The organism is Nocardiopsis changdeensis, assembly GCF_018316655.1.
Taxonomy (GTDB): Bacteria; Actinomycetota; Actinomycetes; order Streptosporangiales; family Streptosporangiaceae; genus Nocardiopsis; species Nocardiopsis changdeensis.
In genome coordinates this window covers 6008092-6023607 of sequence record NZ_CP074133.1, presented here as the reverse complement: position 1 = coordinate 6023607, position 15516 = coordinate 6008092, and the positions used below count along the sequence as shown (strand labels likewise).

General features: G+C 74.8%; 16 protein-coding genes. 9 read left to right on the top strand and 7 right to left on the bottom strand.

What is annotated here, in order from left to right; all coding sequences use genetic code 11:
* Positions 1 to 92: 92 nt before the first annotated feature.
* Positions 93 to 818: a hypothetical protein gene (locus tag KGD84_RS27085; RefSeq protein ID WP_220563168.1), complete on the top strand. Its 726-nt coding sequence runs from the start codon at positions 93 to 95 to the stop codon at positions 816 to 818.
* 541 nt (positions 819 to 1359) lie between these two features.
* On the opposite strand, the gene mug is transcribed toward KGD84_RS27085, so the two are convergent.
* Together mug and KGD84_RS27075 are read right to left on the bottom strand one after the other, a co-directional pair.
* The gene (gene mug, locus KGD84_RS27080) at positions 1360 to 1986 is read right to left on the bottom strand and encodes a G/U mismatch-specific DNA glycosylase (protein ID WP_220563167.1); all 627 of its coding nucleotides are present in this window, start codon (positions 1984 to 1986) and stop codon (positions 1360 to 1362) included.
* A gap of 61 nt (positions 1987 to 2047) precedes the next feature.
* Positions 2048 to 3295, bottom strand: coding sequence for an FAD-dependent monooxygenase (locus tag KGD84_RS27075; protein WP_220563166.1), 1248 nt, complete (start codon positions 3293 to 3295; stop codon positions 2048 to 2050).
* Positions 3296 to 3373: 78 nt separating this feature from the next.
* Here KGD84_RS27075 and KGD84_RS27070 point away from each other — a divergent pair, with 78 nt between their 5' ends.
* A complete protein-coding gene (locus tag KGD84_RS27070) occupies positions 3374 to 3970 on the top strand; it encodes a TetR/AcrR family transcriptional regulator (RefSeq protein ID WP_220563165.1) in 597 nt (198 codons plus the stop codon).
* 46 nt (positions 3971 to 4016) lie between these two features.
* On the opposite strand, the gene KGD84_RS27065 is transcribed toward KGD84_RS27070, so the two are convergent.
* Positions 4017 to 4688, bottom strand: coding sequence for a TetR/AcrR family transcriptional regulator (locus KGD84_RS27065; protein ID WP_220563164.1), 672 nt, complete (start codon positions 4686 to 4688; stop codon positions 4017 to 4019).
* Between the two features lie 123 nt (positions 4689 to 4811).
* On the opposite strand from KGD84_RS27065, the gene KGD84_RS27060 reads away from it, so the two are divergent.
* The gene (locus KGD84_RS27060) at positions 4812 to 5330 is read left to right on the top strand and encodes a hypothetical protein (RefSeq protein WP_220563163.1); all 519 of its coding nucleotides are present in this window, start codon (positions 4812 to 4814) and stop codon (positions 5328 to 5330) included.
* A gap of 73 nt (positions 5331 to 5403) precedes the next feature.
* On the opposite strand, the gene KGD84_RS27055 is transcribed toward KGD84_RS27060, so the two are convergent.
* Positions 5404 to 5691, bottom strand: coding sequence for a DUF4287 domain-containing protein (locus tag KGD84_RS27055; RefSeq protein ID WP_220563162.1), 288 nt, complete (start codon positions 5689 to 5691; stop codon positions 5404 to 5406).
* Between the two features lie 98 nt (positions 5692 to 5789).
* Positions 5790 to 6137, bottom strand: coding sequence for a hypothetical protein (locus KGD84_RS27050; RefSeq protein WP_220563161.1), 348 nt, complete (start codon positions 6135 to 6137; stop codon positions 5790 to 5792).
* A 245-nt stretch (positions 6138 to 6382) separates the two neighbouring features.
* Here KGD84_RS27050 and KGD84_RS27045 point away from each other — a divergent pair, with 245 nt between their 5' ends.
* Positions 6383 to 7240: an SRPBCC domain-containing protein gene (locus tag KGD84_RS27045; protein ID WP_220563160.1), complete on the top strand. Its 858-nt coding sequence runs from the start codon at positions 6383 to 6385 to the stop codon at positions 7238 to 7240.
* Positions 7237 to 7575 carry an ArsR/SmtB family transcription factor gene (locus tag KGD84_RS27040; RefSeq protein ID WP_220563159.1) on the top strand — a complete coding sequence of 113 codons (339 nt, stop codon included), beginning with the start codon at positions 7237 to 7239 and terminating at the stop codon, positions 7573 to 7575. Before KGD84_RS27045 ends, KGD84_RS27040 begins: the two co-directional genes overlap by 4 nt.
* A gap of 20 nt (positions 7576 to 7595) precedes the next feature.
* Here KGD84_RS27040 and KGD84_RS27035 read toward each other — a convergent pair whose 3' ends face one another.
* Together KGD84_RS27035 and KGD84_RS27030 are read right to left on the bottom strand one after the other, a co-directional pair.
* Positions 7596 to 8543, bottom strand: coding sequence for a hypothetical protein (locus KGD84_RS27035; RefSeq protein ID WP_255646838.1), 948 nt, complete (start codon positions 8541 to 8543; stop codon positions 7596 to 7598).
* Between the two features lie 176 nt (positions 8544 to 8719).
* The gene (locus tag KGD84_RS27030) at positions 8720 to 9901 is read right to left on the bottom strand and encodes a DUF695 domain-containing protein (RefSeq protein ID WP_220563158.1); all 1182 of its coding nucleotides are present in this window, start codon (positions 9899 to 9901) and stop codon (positions 8720 to 8722) included.
* A gap of 73 nt (positions 9902 to 9974) precedes the next feature.
* On the opposite strand from KGD84_RS27030, the gene mnmA reads away from it, so the two are divergent.
* The 4 genes from mnmA to ligA all read left to right on the top strand — a co-directional run bounded on the left by mnmA (position 9975) and on the right by ligA (position 15287).
* Complete coding sequence (gene mnmA / locus KGD84_RS27025) at positions 9975 to 11072, top strand: tRNA 2-thiouridine(34) synthase MnmA (RefSeq protein ID WP_255646837.1); 1098 nt, start codon at positions 9975 to 9977, stop codon at positions 11070 to 11072.
* A 161-nt stretch (positions 11073 to 11233) separates the two neighbouring features.
* Entirely contained in the window at positions 11234 to 11818 is a 585-nt protein-coding gene (locus tag KGD84_RS27020) for a DedA family protein (RefSeq protein ID WP_220563157.1), read from the top strand.
* A 103-nt stretch (positions 11819 to 11921) separates the two neighbouring features.
* Positions 11922 to 12965, top strand: coding sequence for a methionine synthase (locus KGD84_RS27015; RefSeq protein WP_220563156.1), 1044 nt, complete (start codon positions 11922 to 11924; stop codon positions 12963 to 12965).
* 27 nt (positions 12966 to 12992) lie between these two features.
* Positions 12993 to 15287 carry an NAD-dependent DNA ligase LigA gene (ligA, locus tag KGD84_RS27010; protein WP_220563155.1) on the top strand — a complete coding sequence of 765 codons (2295 nt, stop codon included), beginning with the start codon at positions 12993 to 12995 and terminating at the stop codon, positions 15285 to 15287.
* Positions 15288 to 15516: the final 229 nt, after the last annotated feature.

The window sequence follows — 15516 nt, the reverse complement described above, 5'->3', positions numbered from 1 at the left end:
GGTCCGGCGTCCGCGCACAAGCGCTCACCGCCCCAGAGGGAACGCGTCGCCGTACTCAGGCGCCCCCGCCCCCGCGCGGTGAGGATGGGGGCATGACGAACCGAGCGAAGACCGCCTTCGGGGCCCTGGCCCTCCTCGCCCTCGCGGCCACGGCCTGCGCCCCCACCCCCGAGGCCGCCTCCGTCCGGGCTGTGGAGGAGGACGGGCTGCCGCTCCCGGGCGCGGACGGCCAGGCGCCCTCCGAGGACATGTCCCTGGAGGAGGCCGCTCCCTTCCTGGAGGCGCAGGGGTACCTGCCCGCCGAGGGCGACCTGAACGGCTACGAGATCGGCCACCTGCCCGACGACGTGACGGGCACCCCCTACGACCTGGACCACACGGCCCTGGCCGAGCGGGACGGCCACGTCGTTCCCGACACCCACGAGGTCGAGCGCTCCTGGCTGGCCGACACCATCCAGGTCGACCACCTGGTCGACGACTTCGGCGAGGTGATGGCCGAACGGGAGGCCGTCGCCGTCTCCAGCCTGTACGTGTCCGTGATGCGGCGCGACGACTTCACCGACATCGACGCCTACTACGAGGCCACCGGGACCGTGCTGGAGGAGGAGTTCCACGACTCGCCCGCCCGGGAGCTGCCGGACGGCGACGGGCACTACAACGGGTCGACGGCGATCTTCTCCCCGGAGCCCGGGGTGGTCGTCCACCTCTCCTACGTGGACGACGCCTACTGGGCCGAGGTGGAGGAGAGCGACGACCTCACCGCCGAGGGCGACCCCGAGGAGGTCCTGCGGATCGTCGAGGGCATCACCCCCGCCTGACGGCCCCCGCACGGGCGGCGGGGACGGGCGCCGTACCGAGGCCGGACGGCGGGCGGACGCCGCCCCGCCGGGCGGCTGGGCGCCGGGCCGTCGGCGGGGCCGTGCTCCGGGACCGGTGGCCGGGACCGGGCTCCGGACCGTTGCGGGGCCGTCGACGCAGCCGCACGCCGGGCCCCTGACGGAGCCGCATGCCGGGCCCCTGACGGAGCCGCATGCCGGGCCCCTGACGGAGCCGCATGCCGGGGCCGGACGCCCGGACCGTCGACGGGACCGCACGCCCGACCCTTGACGGTGCCGCACGCCGGGACAGGACGCCCGGGGCGCACACCGGGCTCTTGGCGGTGCCGCACACCGGGGCCGGGTTCCGGAGCCGCATGCCGGGACCGCGTGCCCGGACCGTCGACGGAACCGCGCGCCGGGACCGCACCCCGGGCCGCTGCCGGGCCGTGCTCCGGGGCCGCACACAGGCCCGCCGACGGGCCGCGCCCGCGCGGCTCCCGGCCGACGCCCCTCGGCCGCTGCCCCCGGTCGGCGGCCGGGCTCAGGGGAGGCGGTCGGGATGGAGGTCCGGCAGGCCCGCGGCCTCCCGCAGGCGGGCGTACTCCCCGGCCAGGGAGGCGAGCGTCCAGTGGGCGTTGCGGCCGCTCGGGTTGGGCAGCAGCCACACCCGGGTGCCGCCGATCCCCTCCTCCTGCGGCCCCACCGCGGCCTTTCGCGCCCCGAAGGCCGCGCGGTAGGCGGTCACGCCCAGCATCGCCAGCCACTCCGGTTCCCACTTGCGCACCTTCTCGCGCAGCAGCTCCGCACCCCGGGCGTACTCCTGGGGGGTCAGCTCGTCGATGCCGCGGGAGGGCCGGGCCACCAGGTTCGTCAGCCCGAGCCGCCACCCCCGCAGCTCGCCCTCCCGCTCCGGGGGCAGCACCTCGGGCGTGAACCCGGCCAGCGCCAGCGCGGGCCAGAACCGGTTGCCCGGACCGGCGAAGTGGTGGCCGCGCACGGCGGTGGTCAGCCCCGGGTTCACCCCGCAGAACACCACCTTCATCCCCGGCGCGAGCAGGTCCGGCAGCAGCCGGTCGCGGGCCGCGTCCAGTTCGGCGCGGCTGAGCCCGCCGACCCCGCGCAGCGGCCGGGTGCCCCGGCCGCGTCCCGACCCCGTGGCGTCGCCCATCGGTTCCCCCTTCACCGTCCGTGTGCCCTCCCGGGAGGACCTACCCCGTCCGCCGGAGCCGTCAGGGGCGTTCCGGATCGGTTCCCGGTCCGGACGGGCCGCCCAGGACGGCCGGGTCGGGGTCCCAGCCCACCGCCGAGGAACCCGCCAGGGCGAGCGCCCGCGCGGGCACCCGGCGCAGCAGCGCGTTGCGCACCGACTGCCGCCAGCCGCCGCCCAGGTCCGCGCCCACCCGGGCGATGAACGCGGCCTGCCGGGCGATGCTCCGGCACTTGGGGCGGCGCTCGGCGTCGAAGCGGGCCATCGCCTCCGCCTGGTCCGCGCCCGCCGCGACCGGGGCCGCGACCAGCGTGCCGAGCGCCACCGCGTCCTCCAGCGCGGTCGCCGCGCCCTGGCCCATGGTGGGCAGCGCCGCGTGCGCGGCGTCGCCGATCATCACGACCCGCCCCCGCACGTAGGTCGGCAGCCCGCCGCGCAGGTGGTGGACGTCGTGCCGCATCAGGTCGGCCGGGTCGGTGCGCTCGATGAGCCCGGTGACCTCCGGCGCCCAGCCGACGAAGCGGGCGCGGGCCGTCGCCAGCTCGTCGGCCACGACCGCGCCCCGCGGGGCGCGCACGTAGCCGTACCAGTACAGCTCGGTGTCGCTCACCCGCATGACCCCGAACTCCGCGCCCGGCCCCCAGTACTCGAAGAGGCGTCCGTCGCGCTCGGTGTCCGGGACGATCGCCCGCCAGCTCGTGCTGCCGCTGTACGCCGGGTGCACCCTCGGGAAGAGGACGCCGCGCACCGCGCTCCACATCCCGTCGGCGCCCACGACCAGGTCGGCGTCGGCGCGCAGCACCTCGCCGCTCGCCGGGTCCCGCCACGACACGGCGGCGCGCGGCCCGCCGGGCGTCCCCGCGGACAGGTTGGCGACCCGGGCGCCCGTGACCACCTCCACCCCGCTGTCGCGGGCGGCGTCGGCCAGGGCCGCGTGCAGGCGCCGGCGGTGGAAGCCCCGGATGGTGACGGCCTCGCGCACCTCTTCGAGGTCGTCCGGGATGAGCAGGATCGGGCGGCCGAGCGTGTCCCGGAACCCGGTGCCGACGGTCTCGTGGCCCAGGGAGGCGAGCCGGTCGCCGCCGATGCCCAGGGCGGCGAGGGCGGCGACGCCGTTGCGGGGGACGGCGACGCCCGCGCCGACCTCGGGGCCGCCGGTGCGGCGTTCGAGCACGGTCGTGCGCCAGCCCGCCCGGGCGAGCGCGGTCGCCGCGGCCAGCCCCGCGATGCCGCCGCCGACCACCGTCGCCGTCAGTGTTCCGCCGCCCATGATCCCTCCAAGCCTCGGTCCTCCACCACCATTCAATACGATGGTAGTGGTAAGCGGCCGAGTCCTATACTCGGCCCCATGCCACCCGCCAACCTGCGCCGACGCCGGGCCCTCGCCGACGCCGCGATCGCGCTGCTGGCGGAGGAGGGGATGCACGGGGTCACGCACCGGGCGGTGGAGGCCCGCGCCGGGGTGCCCGCCGGGACGGCCACCAACTACTTCCGGAACCGGGAGGCGCTGCTGGTCGCCGCCGCGGAACGGGTGCTGGAGCTGCACACCGCCGACATGGCCGCCGCGACGGAGGGGATGGCCGGGCCGACCGGGCCCGAGGAGCTGACCGACATGATCGCGGCGTCGCTGTGGGGCGCGGCGACCGTGCTGCGCGACCGCTACCTGGCGATCTTCGAGCTCCGGCTGGAGGCCCGGCGGCGGCCCGCGCTGGAGGAGGTGCTGGGTCGGCTGGAGCGGGCGGTGCTGGCCGACACCGTCGACCTGCACGAGGTGCTGGGGACGTCGGTGCCGCCGGGGGCGGTGGCCACCCTGGCCACGCTCTACGGGGGCGCGCTGTTCACGCTGGTCACCGGGCCGGCGGGGGCGTTCGGCCAGGCGGACGTGCGCAGGCTCGTCGCGGCCATGGTGCGCGGGGCGGCGGGCCCGGACCGCGACCCCGCCTGAGCCCCGCCCCGGACCGGGACCGGACGCCGACGGTCCCCGGGCCTCCTCAGCGGACCGCCTTCGCCCCGATGCCGTCGAGGAGCAGGGCGAGCCCGTGGGAGAAGGCGGAGTCGGGGGCGGCGTTGTACGCGGCGGCCGGGGAGTCGACGCGCTCGCGCAGCCGCGGGAACTCCCGGGCGACGGCGGTGGCCTGCTCCACCGCCCGGGGGATCTCCTGTTCCGGGTCGCCCCCGCGCACGCGGATGCGGCGGGACAGCGACGCGGTGGCCGCGGCGCCCAGGGTGTTGCCCAGGACGTAGGTGAAGACGGCGGCCGCGGCCAGGTCGGCCTCCGGGGCGGTGAGCCCGGCCGCCTCGTAGACGGCGAGGCAGCGGTCGTCGTAGCGGCTCTTGTTGGGGCCGTAGAGAAGGTGGGAGCCGAACGCCTGCACCAGCCACGGGTGCCGGCCGAACATCGCGTACAGGTCCGTGGCCAGGGCCCGGGCGGCGGCGTGCCAGTCGGCCGGTTCGGCGGCGGGGAGCGGGATCTCCTCCCACACGTGGTCGCCGGCGAGGAGCATCAGCTCGTCCTTGTTCTCGACGTGCCAGTAGACGGCGGTCGGGGCGGCGCCGAGCCGCCGGCCCAGGGCGCGCATGTTCAGGCCGTCCAGCCCTTCCTCGTCGAGGAGGTCGATGGCGGCCCGGACGATCTGGGGCTTGGTCAGGGTGTTGCGGGGCATGGCGCTCATCCTAGGTCGGACACCGGACTTGAACTTAGTTCGACAACTCTATTGAACTAAGTTCAAGTGCTGGGCTACGATCCACTTGAACTTAGATCAAGTCCTCTGGCCGGGAGGCCCCCCATGTACGTTCTCGCCGCCGTCATGCAGCTGCTCATCGCCGCCGCCTTCGTGAGCATCCCCCTGGTGCGCCACCGCTTCGGAGCCCGCGCCACGGCCGCGGCCGAGGCCGAACTCGCCCGGCAGGGCGTGCGGGGCGGCGTCCTGGCCGACAACGGGATGAGGTTCGACGCCGGGGGCCACGAGACGGCCGCCCCCGTCTCCGTGGCGGTGCTCATGGTGGCCCTGGCCGCGCTCAACCTGGCCGGCGCGCCCTGGGCGCAGCCGGTCGGACTGGTGCTCATGCCGCTGGTGCTGGTCGGCAACGGGCTGATCGTCTGGAGCAACCTCACGGCCGCCTCGTCGGTGCGGACCGCGTTCGAACGCAAGGGAGACCCCGAGCTGCTGCGCATCGACGTCCCCGCGTTCCTGAAGGCCGCGGAGGACGCCTTCCCGAGCTGGGTGCGGCTCCAGCAGTGGATCCGCAACACGGTGGTCTTCGGCGGGGGCGCGACGGCGCTGGTCGCGACCGCCCTCGCCTGAACGCCGACGGCCCCCGGCGCACCGTTCGGGCGGTGCCTCCTGGGGCCGTCGCGGGCCCGGGGGAGGGGAGGGGTCAGGGGCGGGTGGCCTTGCCGTCGAGCCAGAGGGTGTCGGACTCGTCCCGGTGGGAGCCAGTGGTGCCGACGTGCTTGGCGTCGATCTTGGGCCCCTTCTTGATGACGTGGACCAGGGCCATGCCGTGGCCGCGGCCGAGGTCGTAGTCCTCCTTGAGCCAGGCGAGGATGACCCCGGCCTTGGTGTCGGGGGCGTCGAGACCGCGCCCCCTGGCGAGGTCGACCAGCTGCCGAGGGGTGAGACCGGTCTTGTCCTCGATGGTGTCGAGGTAGGCCTGGAACGACATGGGGAGTCCTTTCACCGGGCGCCTTCCCGAGTCGTCCCCGGTGCGCCGTGCCGATGGGAGGAGCATGCCGCGCCCCTCGGACATTCCGGGACCGGCCGTCAGGCCCAGACGCGGTGGGCGCGGACGCCCCCGGGTTCCAGGGCCAGGTGGCGGTGGTCCGGCGGGGCCGTGTCGACGGCCTCGTCCACGTGGACCAGGAACAGCCGGAGTGCGGCGATCAGCGGCTCCGCGTCGGGGAAGACCTCCCGCGCCTCCCGGGCCGTCGTCCGCAGCCGGACACCCAGGGCGGCCGGATCCACGTGCAGGATGAAGGGCTTCCCGCCGTCCCCGCCGTCCAGCAGCACCGTCGTGCGGTCCGGGGACGCGATCGCCGCGCGGTCCCCCGGGCTCAGGCGGTGCAGCAGCTCGTCGAACAGCTCCTCGTCGCCCCACTCGGCCCCGGTCACCGGTCGGCCCCCCGCGGCGGCGCCGGCGGCCACGGCGTGCGGCGGTCGGGCCCGGGCTCGCTCACGGGGCGGCCGCGGGCGGCGGACGCGGCGGGCATCGTCGTCTCCACCACCTCAGGATCGCCGCGCGGGCCGTTCCCGCGACGCAACCGGAGGGCGTGTCGCAAAGAAGGCGATGCAACCCCTTGGTTGCACCTTGGCCTTCGCTGTGCAACTCTGGGGTTGCACTAGAGGAGGGCTCCACCATGACCGACACCGACCGGATCGAACGCTCCATCGACATCGACGCCCCGACCGAGCGCGTCTGGGACCTGGTCACCCGGCCCGGATGGTTCATCAACGACGGCGCCGTCATCGACCACAGGATCGACCGCGACGGCGACACCGACATCGTCCGCGACCCCGTGCACGGCGACTTCCGCTTCCGCACCGAGAAGCTCGACCCGCACGGCTACGCCGCGTTCCGCTGGCTGGACGCCGACAGCGACGCCTCCACCCTGGTCGAGTTCCACCTGGAGGAACGCCCCGGCGGGGTGCGCCTCACCGTGGTCGAGAGCGGGTTCGACACCCTCGGCGGAACCGAGGCCGACCGGCGCCGCCGACTGGAGGAGAACACCGAGGGCTGGCGGATCGAACTGGCCGCCGCCCGCGAGCACGTGGACCCGCTGACCGTGCACCGGGCCGTTCACATCGACGCCCCGCCCGAGCGCGTCTGGGAGGCCGTCACCACGCCCGCGCACTTCGCCGCCTGGTACGCGTTCGGCGGCGCCGGCTTCCGCCCCGAGGCCGGGGCGCCCATGACGCTGCACTGGGACGAGCACGGCACCTACCGGGGGCGGGTCGTGGCGGCCGAGGCCCCGAGCCGGTTCGCCTACCGCATCGCGGCCGAGCCGGACACCGAGCCCAGGGAGGAGGGCTCCACCCTGGTCGAGCTGGCGGTGCGCCCCTCCGGGAAGGGGACCCTGCTCACCGTCGCCCAGACGGGGTTCGACGCGCTCGCGCCCCGGTTCGGCGCGGCGGCCGACAACGCCGCCGCGGAGGCCGACGGCTGGGCGGGGGGCTTCGCCGCGCTGACCGCGCACCTGGCGGGGGAGCCGAAGTGAGCGTCCCGGACGGCGGGGGCGGCGCCACCGCGACGGTGTTCGCCGCCCTGGGCGACGAGACCCGGTGGGCGGTCCTGGTGCGCCTGGGCCGCGAGCCCGCCTCGGCGTCGGCGCTGGCGGCGGAGCTGCCCGTCACCCGGCAGGCGATCGGCAAGCACCTGGAGGTGCTGCGCGCGGCCGGCCTGGTCGAGTCGCACCGGCGGGGGCGCGAGGTCGTGTACCGGGCGATCGGCTCCCGGCTCGACGAGGTGGGCCGCGACCTGCAACGGGTCGCCGAGGCATGGGACCGCAGGCTCGCCGCCGTCAAGGAGATCGCCGAACGCGGCGACGGATGAGGCGGCCCCGGGGCGGGCCGTCAGCGCCAGGGGAGGGGGGCGAGGGCCTCGGCGAGGAGGTCGCGCTCGCCCGGGGACTCCGGGCGCAGGCGGTCGGCCGCGGCGGCGAGGTCGGCCCCGGGGCCGCAGCCCGGGGACAGGCTCACGATCCGCCCGTTGCCCATGGCGACGCGCAGCTCGGCCGGTTCGGTCGCGGAGTGGTGGACGGCGACGGTGTCGCCGCTGCGGACGCACCGCGTCCCCGGGTAGTCGCAGCCCTGGTCGATCCCCTCGGAGGCGCGGTCCCAGGTGACCACGTACAGCGGGGCGCCGTCGCCGTCGAGGTAGGTGAGCCGCAGCCCCTGGTGGGTGCGGTGGGCGGCGGCCAGCGTCCAGTCCGGGTGGTCCAGGACGGTGATCGGCCGCCCGTAGCCGCGGATGAGCGCCCCGGCCCGTTCGGCGGCGGTGTGGCCGCGCATCGCCTCGGACAGCACCGGGAGCAGGAGCAGCAGGACGAACACCACGGCGACGGCGGGCAGCGTGCCCGGGGCTCGGGCGCCCGGCAGCCGGGTGGAGAGCATGGCGGCGCCCAGGCCCAGGGTGGAGATCACCCCGGTCAGGAATGGGATGTTGACGTTGGGGCCGCCCGGCAGCGGGGCGGCGTCCGGGGCCAGGAACGACACGACGACCGGCACCGCCATGGCCGTGCCGGTCACCAGCACCGAGCAGGTCAGGGCGTGCACGACGCCGAACCCGGCCAGCCAGCGGTCGGCCATCCACGCCATGAGCAGGACGACCCCGGTGACCACCGGGGCGAGCAGGAACAGCCCCATGCCCGCGTCGCTCAGCGTCAGGGCGCGGGAGAACTCCCACAGCGCCAGCGGGAAGAGCGACATCAGCGGGGCGCCCACCAGGCACAGGGCGAGGATCGCACCGACCGCGGCGATCCGTGGCCGGCCCGTGGGAGCGCGGGGAAGCACACCGTCCATCAGGCCGAATCATCCTCCTGGCGGGGAGGCCACGTTACGCCTCTTGGGGCTTGAGCGCCAGATGTGCAACGCGGTGACAGGGCTTGACCCGCGCGGCGCCCCCGGTGCGGGAGGGTCCGCACCGGGTCGTCCCACGGTCAACGGGAGTCCACGCCCGGCCCGCCCCGCTTGACGCGTCAGTTCTTGAAGAAGGAGCGGTAGGGGCGCAGCAGGCCGCCGAACACGCTCCGGGCCGGGTCCAGCTGGGTGCTGAGCTTGAGGTCGCCCTCGGCCCAGCCCTTGAGCTCCTCCTCGAACGGGGCCAGCGCGCCCGAGTCGGGGTCGAGGTAGTACAGCATGTCCTTGCGGCCGGGCACGGTCTGGTGCATGAACAGCGCGCCGTTGTCGCCCAGCACCCGGTTGAGCCGGTTCTCCAGGTCCTGGAGGGCCAGCTCGGACGACTCGCCGGGGCTGCCGTCGGCGGCGGTCTCGGCGTAGGGCACGATCACGCGCACGGCCAGGGTGAGCGCCGGGAAGTCGCGGCGGGTCAGCGGATGGCGGGCGGAGAAGGTCACCCGCCCGCGGCCCGGGCCGGTCCCGTGCAGGGTGACCCAGCCGCCCTCGCCGCCGCCGAGCATGTCCACCATCTGGCGCACCGTCGCGGGGATCGACGTGGGCGGCAGCGGGTCCATGGGCGACTCGTCGAGCGGGTCCACCTTGGCGATGTAGCGCACCATGTCGTCCTCGCCCAGGGCGAGCATCACCACGTGGTCCGCCAGGGAGCGGCGCACCTCCTCGGAGAGGAACATGTTGTCCGGGTGGTAGACGCCCACCTCGATCCGGCCCGTGGCGTGGTTCACGCGCATCGACACCGACACGTGGGACAGGTCCAGCTCGTGGCCGTCCCAGGTCACCGTCCGGGTCAGGCCGTCGTGGTCGGCGGGCCGCGCCGGGAGGAACCGCCAGGCGCCGTCCTCGGGGGCCGAGCGCGCCCAGCGCTCGGACTGGATGCGGGCGTCGTCGGAGGCGCCCGGACGCAGGGTGAGGGCGTGGGCGGCGGGCTCGGCCAGGGAGCCGGGGTCGTCCAGCGCGGCCAGCCGCGCCAGCAGCTCGTCGGGGTCGACGTCCATCGACAGGTCCAGGTCGGTCAGGTCCGGGGCGGGCGCGCTCGGCGCGGGCCCCACCTCCCAGTCCAGGTCCGGGTGCACGGCCTTGACCAGCGCGGTCACCCGTTCGGCGGCCTCGTCGGAGACCGGGCGGTCCGCCTCGGCGGCCTCGGCCAGGGGGTCGCGCAGGGACGGCCAGGCCTCCCAGAACGCGGTGATCGCGGCGGTCGAATCGGTGGTGTCGTTGGAGCGGCGACGACGGAACAGAGCCATGGGTCGATTTTCGCAGAGCGGACGACCACACCCGCCCCGCACACCCCCGACGGGCGCATAGGCTGGAAGCACTATGACTTTGCGTGTACTGGCCGCCATGTCGGGCGGGGTCGATTCCGCGGTCGCCGCGGCCCGGGTGGCCGAGGCGGGCCACGACGTGACCGGCGTCCACCTGGCGCTCTCCAAGAACCCGCAGTCCTACCGCACGGGCGCCCGCGGGTGCTGCACGGTGGAGGACTCCCACGACGCCCGCCGGGCCGCGGACGTCATCGGCATCCCCTTCTACGTGTGGGACATGTCGGAGGAGTTCGACCGAGAGGTCGTGCAGGACTTCGTCGCCGAGTACGAGTCCGGCAACACCCCCAACCCGTGCCTGCGCTGCAACGAGAAGATCAAGTTCGAGGCCGTGCTGGACCGCGCCGTCGCCCTGGGCTTCGACGCGGTCGCCACCGGCCACCACGTCCGCAAGGTCGACGGGCGGCTGGTGCGCAGCGTGGACCGGGACAAGGACCAGTCGTACGTGCTGGGCGTGCTCACCGCCGAGCAGGTGGAGCACGCGATGTTCCCGCTGGGCGACTGCACCAAGGCCGAGGTGCGGGCCGAGGCGGAGCGGCGCGGCCTGTCGGTGGCCGACAAGCCCGACAGCCACGACATCTGCTTCATCGCCGACGGCGACACCGCCGGGTTCCTCAACCGCAGGCTGGGGGAGCGGCCCGGGGACATCCTCGACGAGGACGGCAACGTGCTGGGCTCGCACGGCGGGGCGCACGCGTTCACGGTGGGCCAGCGCAAGGGCCTGGGCCTGGGCGGCTCCCCGAACCCGCGCTACGTGCTGTCCATCGAGCCGGTGAACAACACGGTGACGGTGGGCCCGCGCGAGTCGCTGCGGGTGGACACGATCACCGGGGTGCGCCCGGTGTGGAGCGGCGCCGAGCCGCCCGCCGAGCCCGTCGGCTGCCACGTGCAGCTGCGCGCCCACGGCGAGGTGTACCGGGCCGAGGTGCACCAGCGGGACGGCGCGGACGGCCCCGAGCTGGTGGTGCGGCTGGCCGAGCCCGCCACCGGGGTGGCGACCGGGCAGGCCGTGGTGGTCTACGACGGGGACCGGGGCGACACGGTGCTGGGGTCGGCGACGATCTCCGCGACGTCGCGCGCGGCGGTGTCCGCCTGACCTGGGAGTGAGCCGCGGGCGGGCGGGGCGTGAGTCTCGCCACCCATCGGACAAAAAGGGACGAACGGGGCGGCTTTTCGGTCACGTTCCGACCTTCGCCCCTTGCCCGGGTTAGGTAAGGCAATGCAAACTCAGGGGGGTCAAGGTTGGGAGACCCGTCCATGCCCCAGTTCGCTTTCCTCGAAGGACAACCCTTCTGGGTCGTCTACTTCACCCTGCTCGTCGTCATCCTGCTGCGCGCCCCCGCGACGTACTGGATCGGCCGCGGGCTGGGCGCCGGGGTGAACCGCAGCCGCATGGGCGCCCGCCTGGGGCCCCGCCTGGAGCGGGCCAAGAGCCTCGTGGACCGCTACGGCGCCCCCGTGGTCACCCTGAGCTTCTTCACCGTCGGCATGCAGACCGCCATCAACCTGTCCGCGGGCGTGGTGCGGATGCGCTTCCCGCGCTACTTCGCCGCCGTGTTCCTGGGCGGCCTGGCCTGGGCGGGCCTGTGGGGCATGGTCATCTCCGGGATCGTCGGCACCTGGCTGGAACTCTTCCTGGACTCGCCGTGGACCGCCGTGGGCGTCGTCGCGGCGGCGGCCGTGCTGGTCACCGCCATGGTGCTGCTGCGCCGCCGGAGCCGCGGGGCGCGGGCGGCCGGGCCCGGCACCGGGGACGAGGAGCCCGAAGCAGAGGAGCCCGGGGCCGAGAACGGCACCGGTTCCGGAACCGGCTCCGCCCCCGAGCGCACCGCCGCCGGCTGACCCCGCCCCGCGTCCCGCCGCGCCGCCCCCTCCCGGCGCCGGACCGGCCGGGCGGCCGCGCCGTACCGTTCCTTGGCCCGCCGTTGCCCTAACCTTGGGCGATGTGAGCGAACAGCACCCCTACCCCTGGCCCGCCGCCTCCTCCACCGGGGTCGGGTCCTGGCCCGGAGAGGACCCCGACGAGGCGGTCCGCACCGTCCTGGGCGAACTCCCCGACCTGCCGCACCTGCCCGAGCTGCCCGGCCGCGGGGTCGGCGCCGACGTCATCGGCCGCACCGCCGGGCTCCTGGTGGAGTTCCCCGTCGAGGTGCAGCCCACCGGCTGGCGCGTCGCCGACTCGCCCGGCCGCGACCTGTACCGCGCCCGCGGCTTCCTCTCCCGCGACCTGGACCTCCTGGCCGAGCACGCCCACGCCTACGAGGGCGCCCTCAAGATCCAGGTGGCCGGCCCCTGGACGATGGCGGCCTCCGTCGAACTGCGCAACGGCCAGCGCATGGCCGCCGACCCCGGCGCCTACCGCGACCTGGCCGCCTCCCACCTGGAGGGGGTGCTCGCGCACATCGCCGAGGCCCGCAAGCGGGTGCCCGGCGCCCGCCTCCTCGTCCAGGTGGACGAGCCCTCCCTGCCCGCCGTCCTCATGGGCGCCCTGCCCACCGCCAGCGGCTACGGGCGGCTGCGCGCGGTGGACCGGGTCCGCGTGGAGGAGGTGCTGCGCACCCTGTTCGGCGCCGTCGAGGAGGCCGGGGCGGTGCCCGTCGTCCACTGCTGCGCCGCCAACGCCCCGCTCGACCTGCTGCGCCGCAGCGGCGCGCGGGCGCTGGGCCTGGACGCCGCGCTGCTCGACCGGCGCCACGACGACATGGTCGGCACCGCCGTGGAGGCCGGTGTCGGCCTGATGCTGGGCGTCGTTCCGGCGGTCGATCCGCCCCCCGCGCAGCGCGACCGAATGTCCGACCCGGCGGCTAACGTCGAGGTCGTACGCGAGTTGTGGAACCGGCTGGGTTTCGGCCCTGACCTGCTGACCCGTGCGGTGGTGCCCACCCCCGCGTGCGGGCTGGCCGGTGCCTCCCCCGAGCACGCCCGGGCGGCCCTGAAGGCCGTCCGGAACGGGGCGCGCGTCCTGCGGGACGAGCCCCACCGGTCGTAGTCGAGCACGAGACGGAAAGGCGGCCACGTGGCGCCCGAGAACAGCACCGAGATCCCCGACGAGGCGCGCAACCGGCACGAGGAGCTCTCCCGGGAGCTGGACGACCACAGCTACCGCTACTACCTGGGCAACCCCGTCATCTCCGACGCCGAGTACGACGCCCTCATGGGCGAGCTGCGCGGCATCGAGGAGGAGCACCCGCAGCTCATCACCCAGGACTCGCCCACCCAGAAGGTCGGCGCGCCGATCAGCGTCGACTTCGCCGCGGTCGAGCACCTGGTGCGGATGGAGAGCCTGGGCAACGCCTTCGACTTCGACGAGCTGAACGCCTGGGCGGACCGCGCCTCGGCGGAGGTGCCCGTGGGCGCCTACCTGTGCGAGCTGAAGATCGACGGCCTGGCCGTGGACCTGGTCTACGAGAAGGGCCGCCTGGTGCGCGCCGCCACCCGCGGCGACGGCCGGGTGGGCGAGGACATCACCCTCAACATCCGCACCATCGACGTCGTGCCCGAGCAGCTCGACGAGAGCGTGCGCCCGGCGCCCGAGCTGCTGGAGGTGCGCGGCGAGGTGTTCCTGCCGGTGGAGGCGTTCGAGGCGCTCAACCGGCGCATCACCGAGACCGGCGAGCACACCCCCTTCGCCAACCCGCGCAACGCCGCGGCCGGCTCGCTGCGGCAGAAGGACCCGCGGGTCACCGCCACCCGGCCGCTGTCGATGATCGTGCACGGCGTGGGCGCCTACACCCCGGCGCAGGGCTCGGAGGACGTGCGGTTCACGAGCCAGTCGCAGGCGTACGCCCTGCTGGGGGAGTGGGGGCTGCCGCTCAGCGACCGCTACAAGGTCGTGTCCACCATGGACGAGGTGCGCGCCTACGTCGCCCACTACCAGGAGCACCGGCACGAGCCCGCCTACGAGATCGACGGCATCGTCATCAAGGTGGACGACTTCGCCCTCCAGCGGCGGCTGGGGTCGACCAGCCGCGCCCCGCGCTGGGCGATCGCGTACAAGTACCCGCCGGAGGAGGTCACCACCAAGCTGGTGGACATCAAGGTCGGTGTGGGCCGCACCGGCCGGGTCACCCCCTACGGCGTGATGGAGCCGGTGTTCGTCGCCGGGTCCGAGGTGGAGTTCGCCACCCTGCACAACGCCCAGGAGGTCGAGCGCAAGGGCGTGCTCATCGGCGACACGGTGGTGCTGCGCAAGGCGGGCGACGTCATCCCCGAGATCGTCGGGCCGGTGGTGGAGAAACGCGACGGCGGCGAGCGGCCGTTCGTCATGCCGGAGAAGTGCCCCGAGTGCGGGACGCCGCTGGGCCAGCAGAAGGAGGGCGACGTCGACCTGCGCTGCCCCAACGCCCGGTCCTGCCCCGGACAGCTGCGCGAGCGGGTGTACTTCGTGGCCGGCCGCAAGGCCCTGGACATCGAGGCGCTCGGGTACGTGGCGGCCACCGCGCTGACCCAGCCGCTGGAGCCCGCCGACGCCCCGCTCAAGGACGAGGGCGACCTGTTCGACCTCACCGTCGAGCAGCTGCTGCCGATCCGCACCCACGTGCTCGACCCCGACACCTCCGAGCCCAAGACCGACCCCAAGACCGGCGAGCCCAAGGTCGTCTCGTTCTTCGCCAACCTCAAGGGCGAGCCCAAGAAGACCGTGGAGAAGCTGTTCGAGCAGCTGGAGATCGCCAAGTCGCGCCCGCTGTGGCGGGTGCTGGTGGCGCTGTCCATCCGGCACGTGGGCCCGCGCGCCGCCGAGGACCTGGCCCGGCACTTCCGGTCGATGGACGCCATCCGCGCCGCCTCGGAGGAGGAGCTGGCCGCGGTGGACGGGATCGGCCCGACCATCGCCCGCTCCATCCGGGAGTGGTTCGAGGTCGACTGGCACCGGGAGATCGTCGCCAAGTGGGCGGCGGCCGGGGTGCGCATGGAGGACGAGGTCGACGAGGCCCTCTCGGGCGTGCTGGACGGAGTGACCGTGGTGGTCACCGGCTCGCTGGAGGGCTTCACCCGGGACGGGGCCAAGGAGTCGATCGCCGAACGCGGCGGCCGGGCCACGGCGTCGGTGTCCAAGAAGACCGGGTTCGTGGTGGTGGGCGACAGCCCCGGGTCCAAGTACGACAAGGCCGTCAAGCTGGGCGTGCCGATCCTCGACGAGCAGGGGTTCCGCGTGCTGCTGGAGGCGGGGCCCGAGGCGGCGGAGAAGGTGCGGATCAACCCGCCGGAGGAGGAGCCCGGGGACGGGGACGCCGCTGGGGCCGAGGCCGGGGCCGAAAAGGCCGGGGACGGCTCCGGGGCCGCGGCGGAGGAGGCCCCCGCGCAGGAGTAGCGCACCGGATACGGCGGCCCGGCACGCCCGGAGCCGCACGCCTGTTCTGCGGGCGTGCGGATCGGGGTTCGTTCCGGGCCGCCGTATCTTTTTCCCGGTTCACGTCACAATCGACCCGCGTCTTGGTTAACTGATAGTTCCGAACAGGCGACACTTGGTGACGAAGCGGCGTAAGGTGGACAGTGCACCCCGTGAAACGGGCACCACCGATCCCGGGATTCGGTCATGG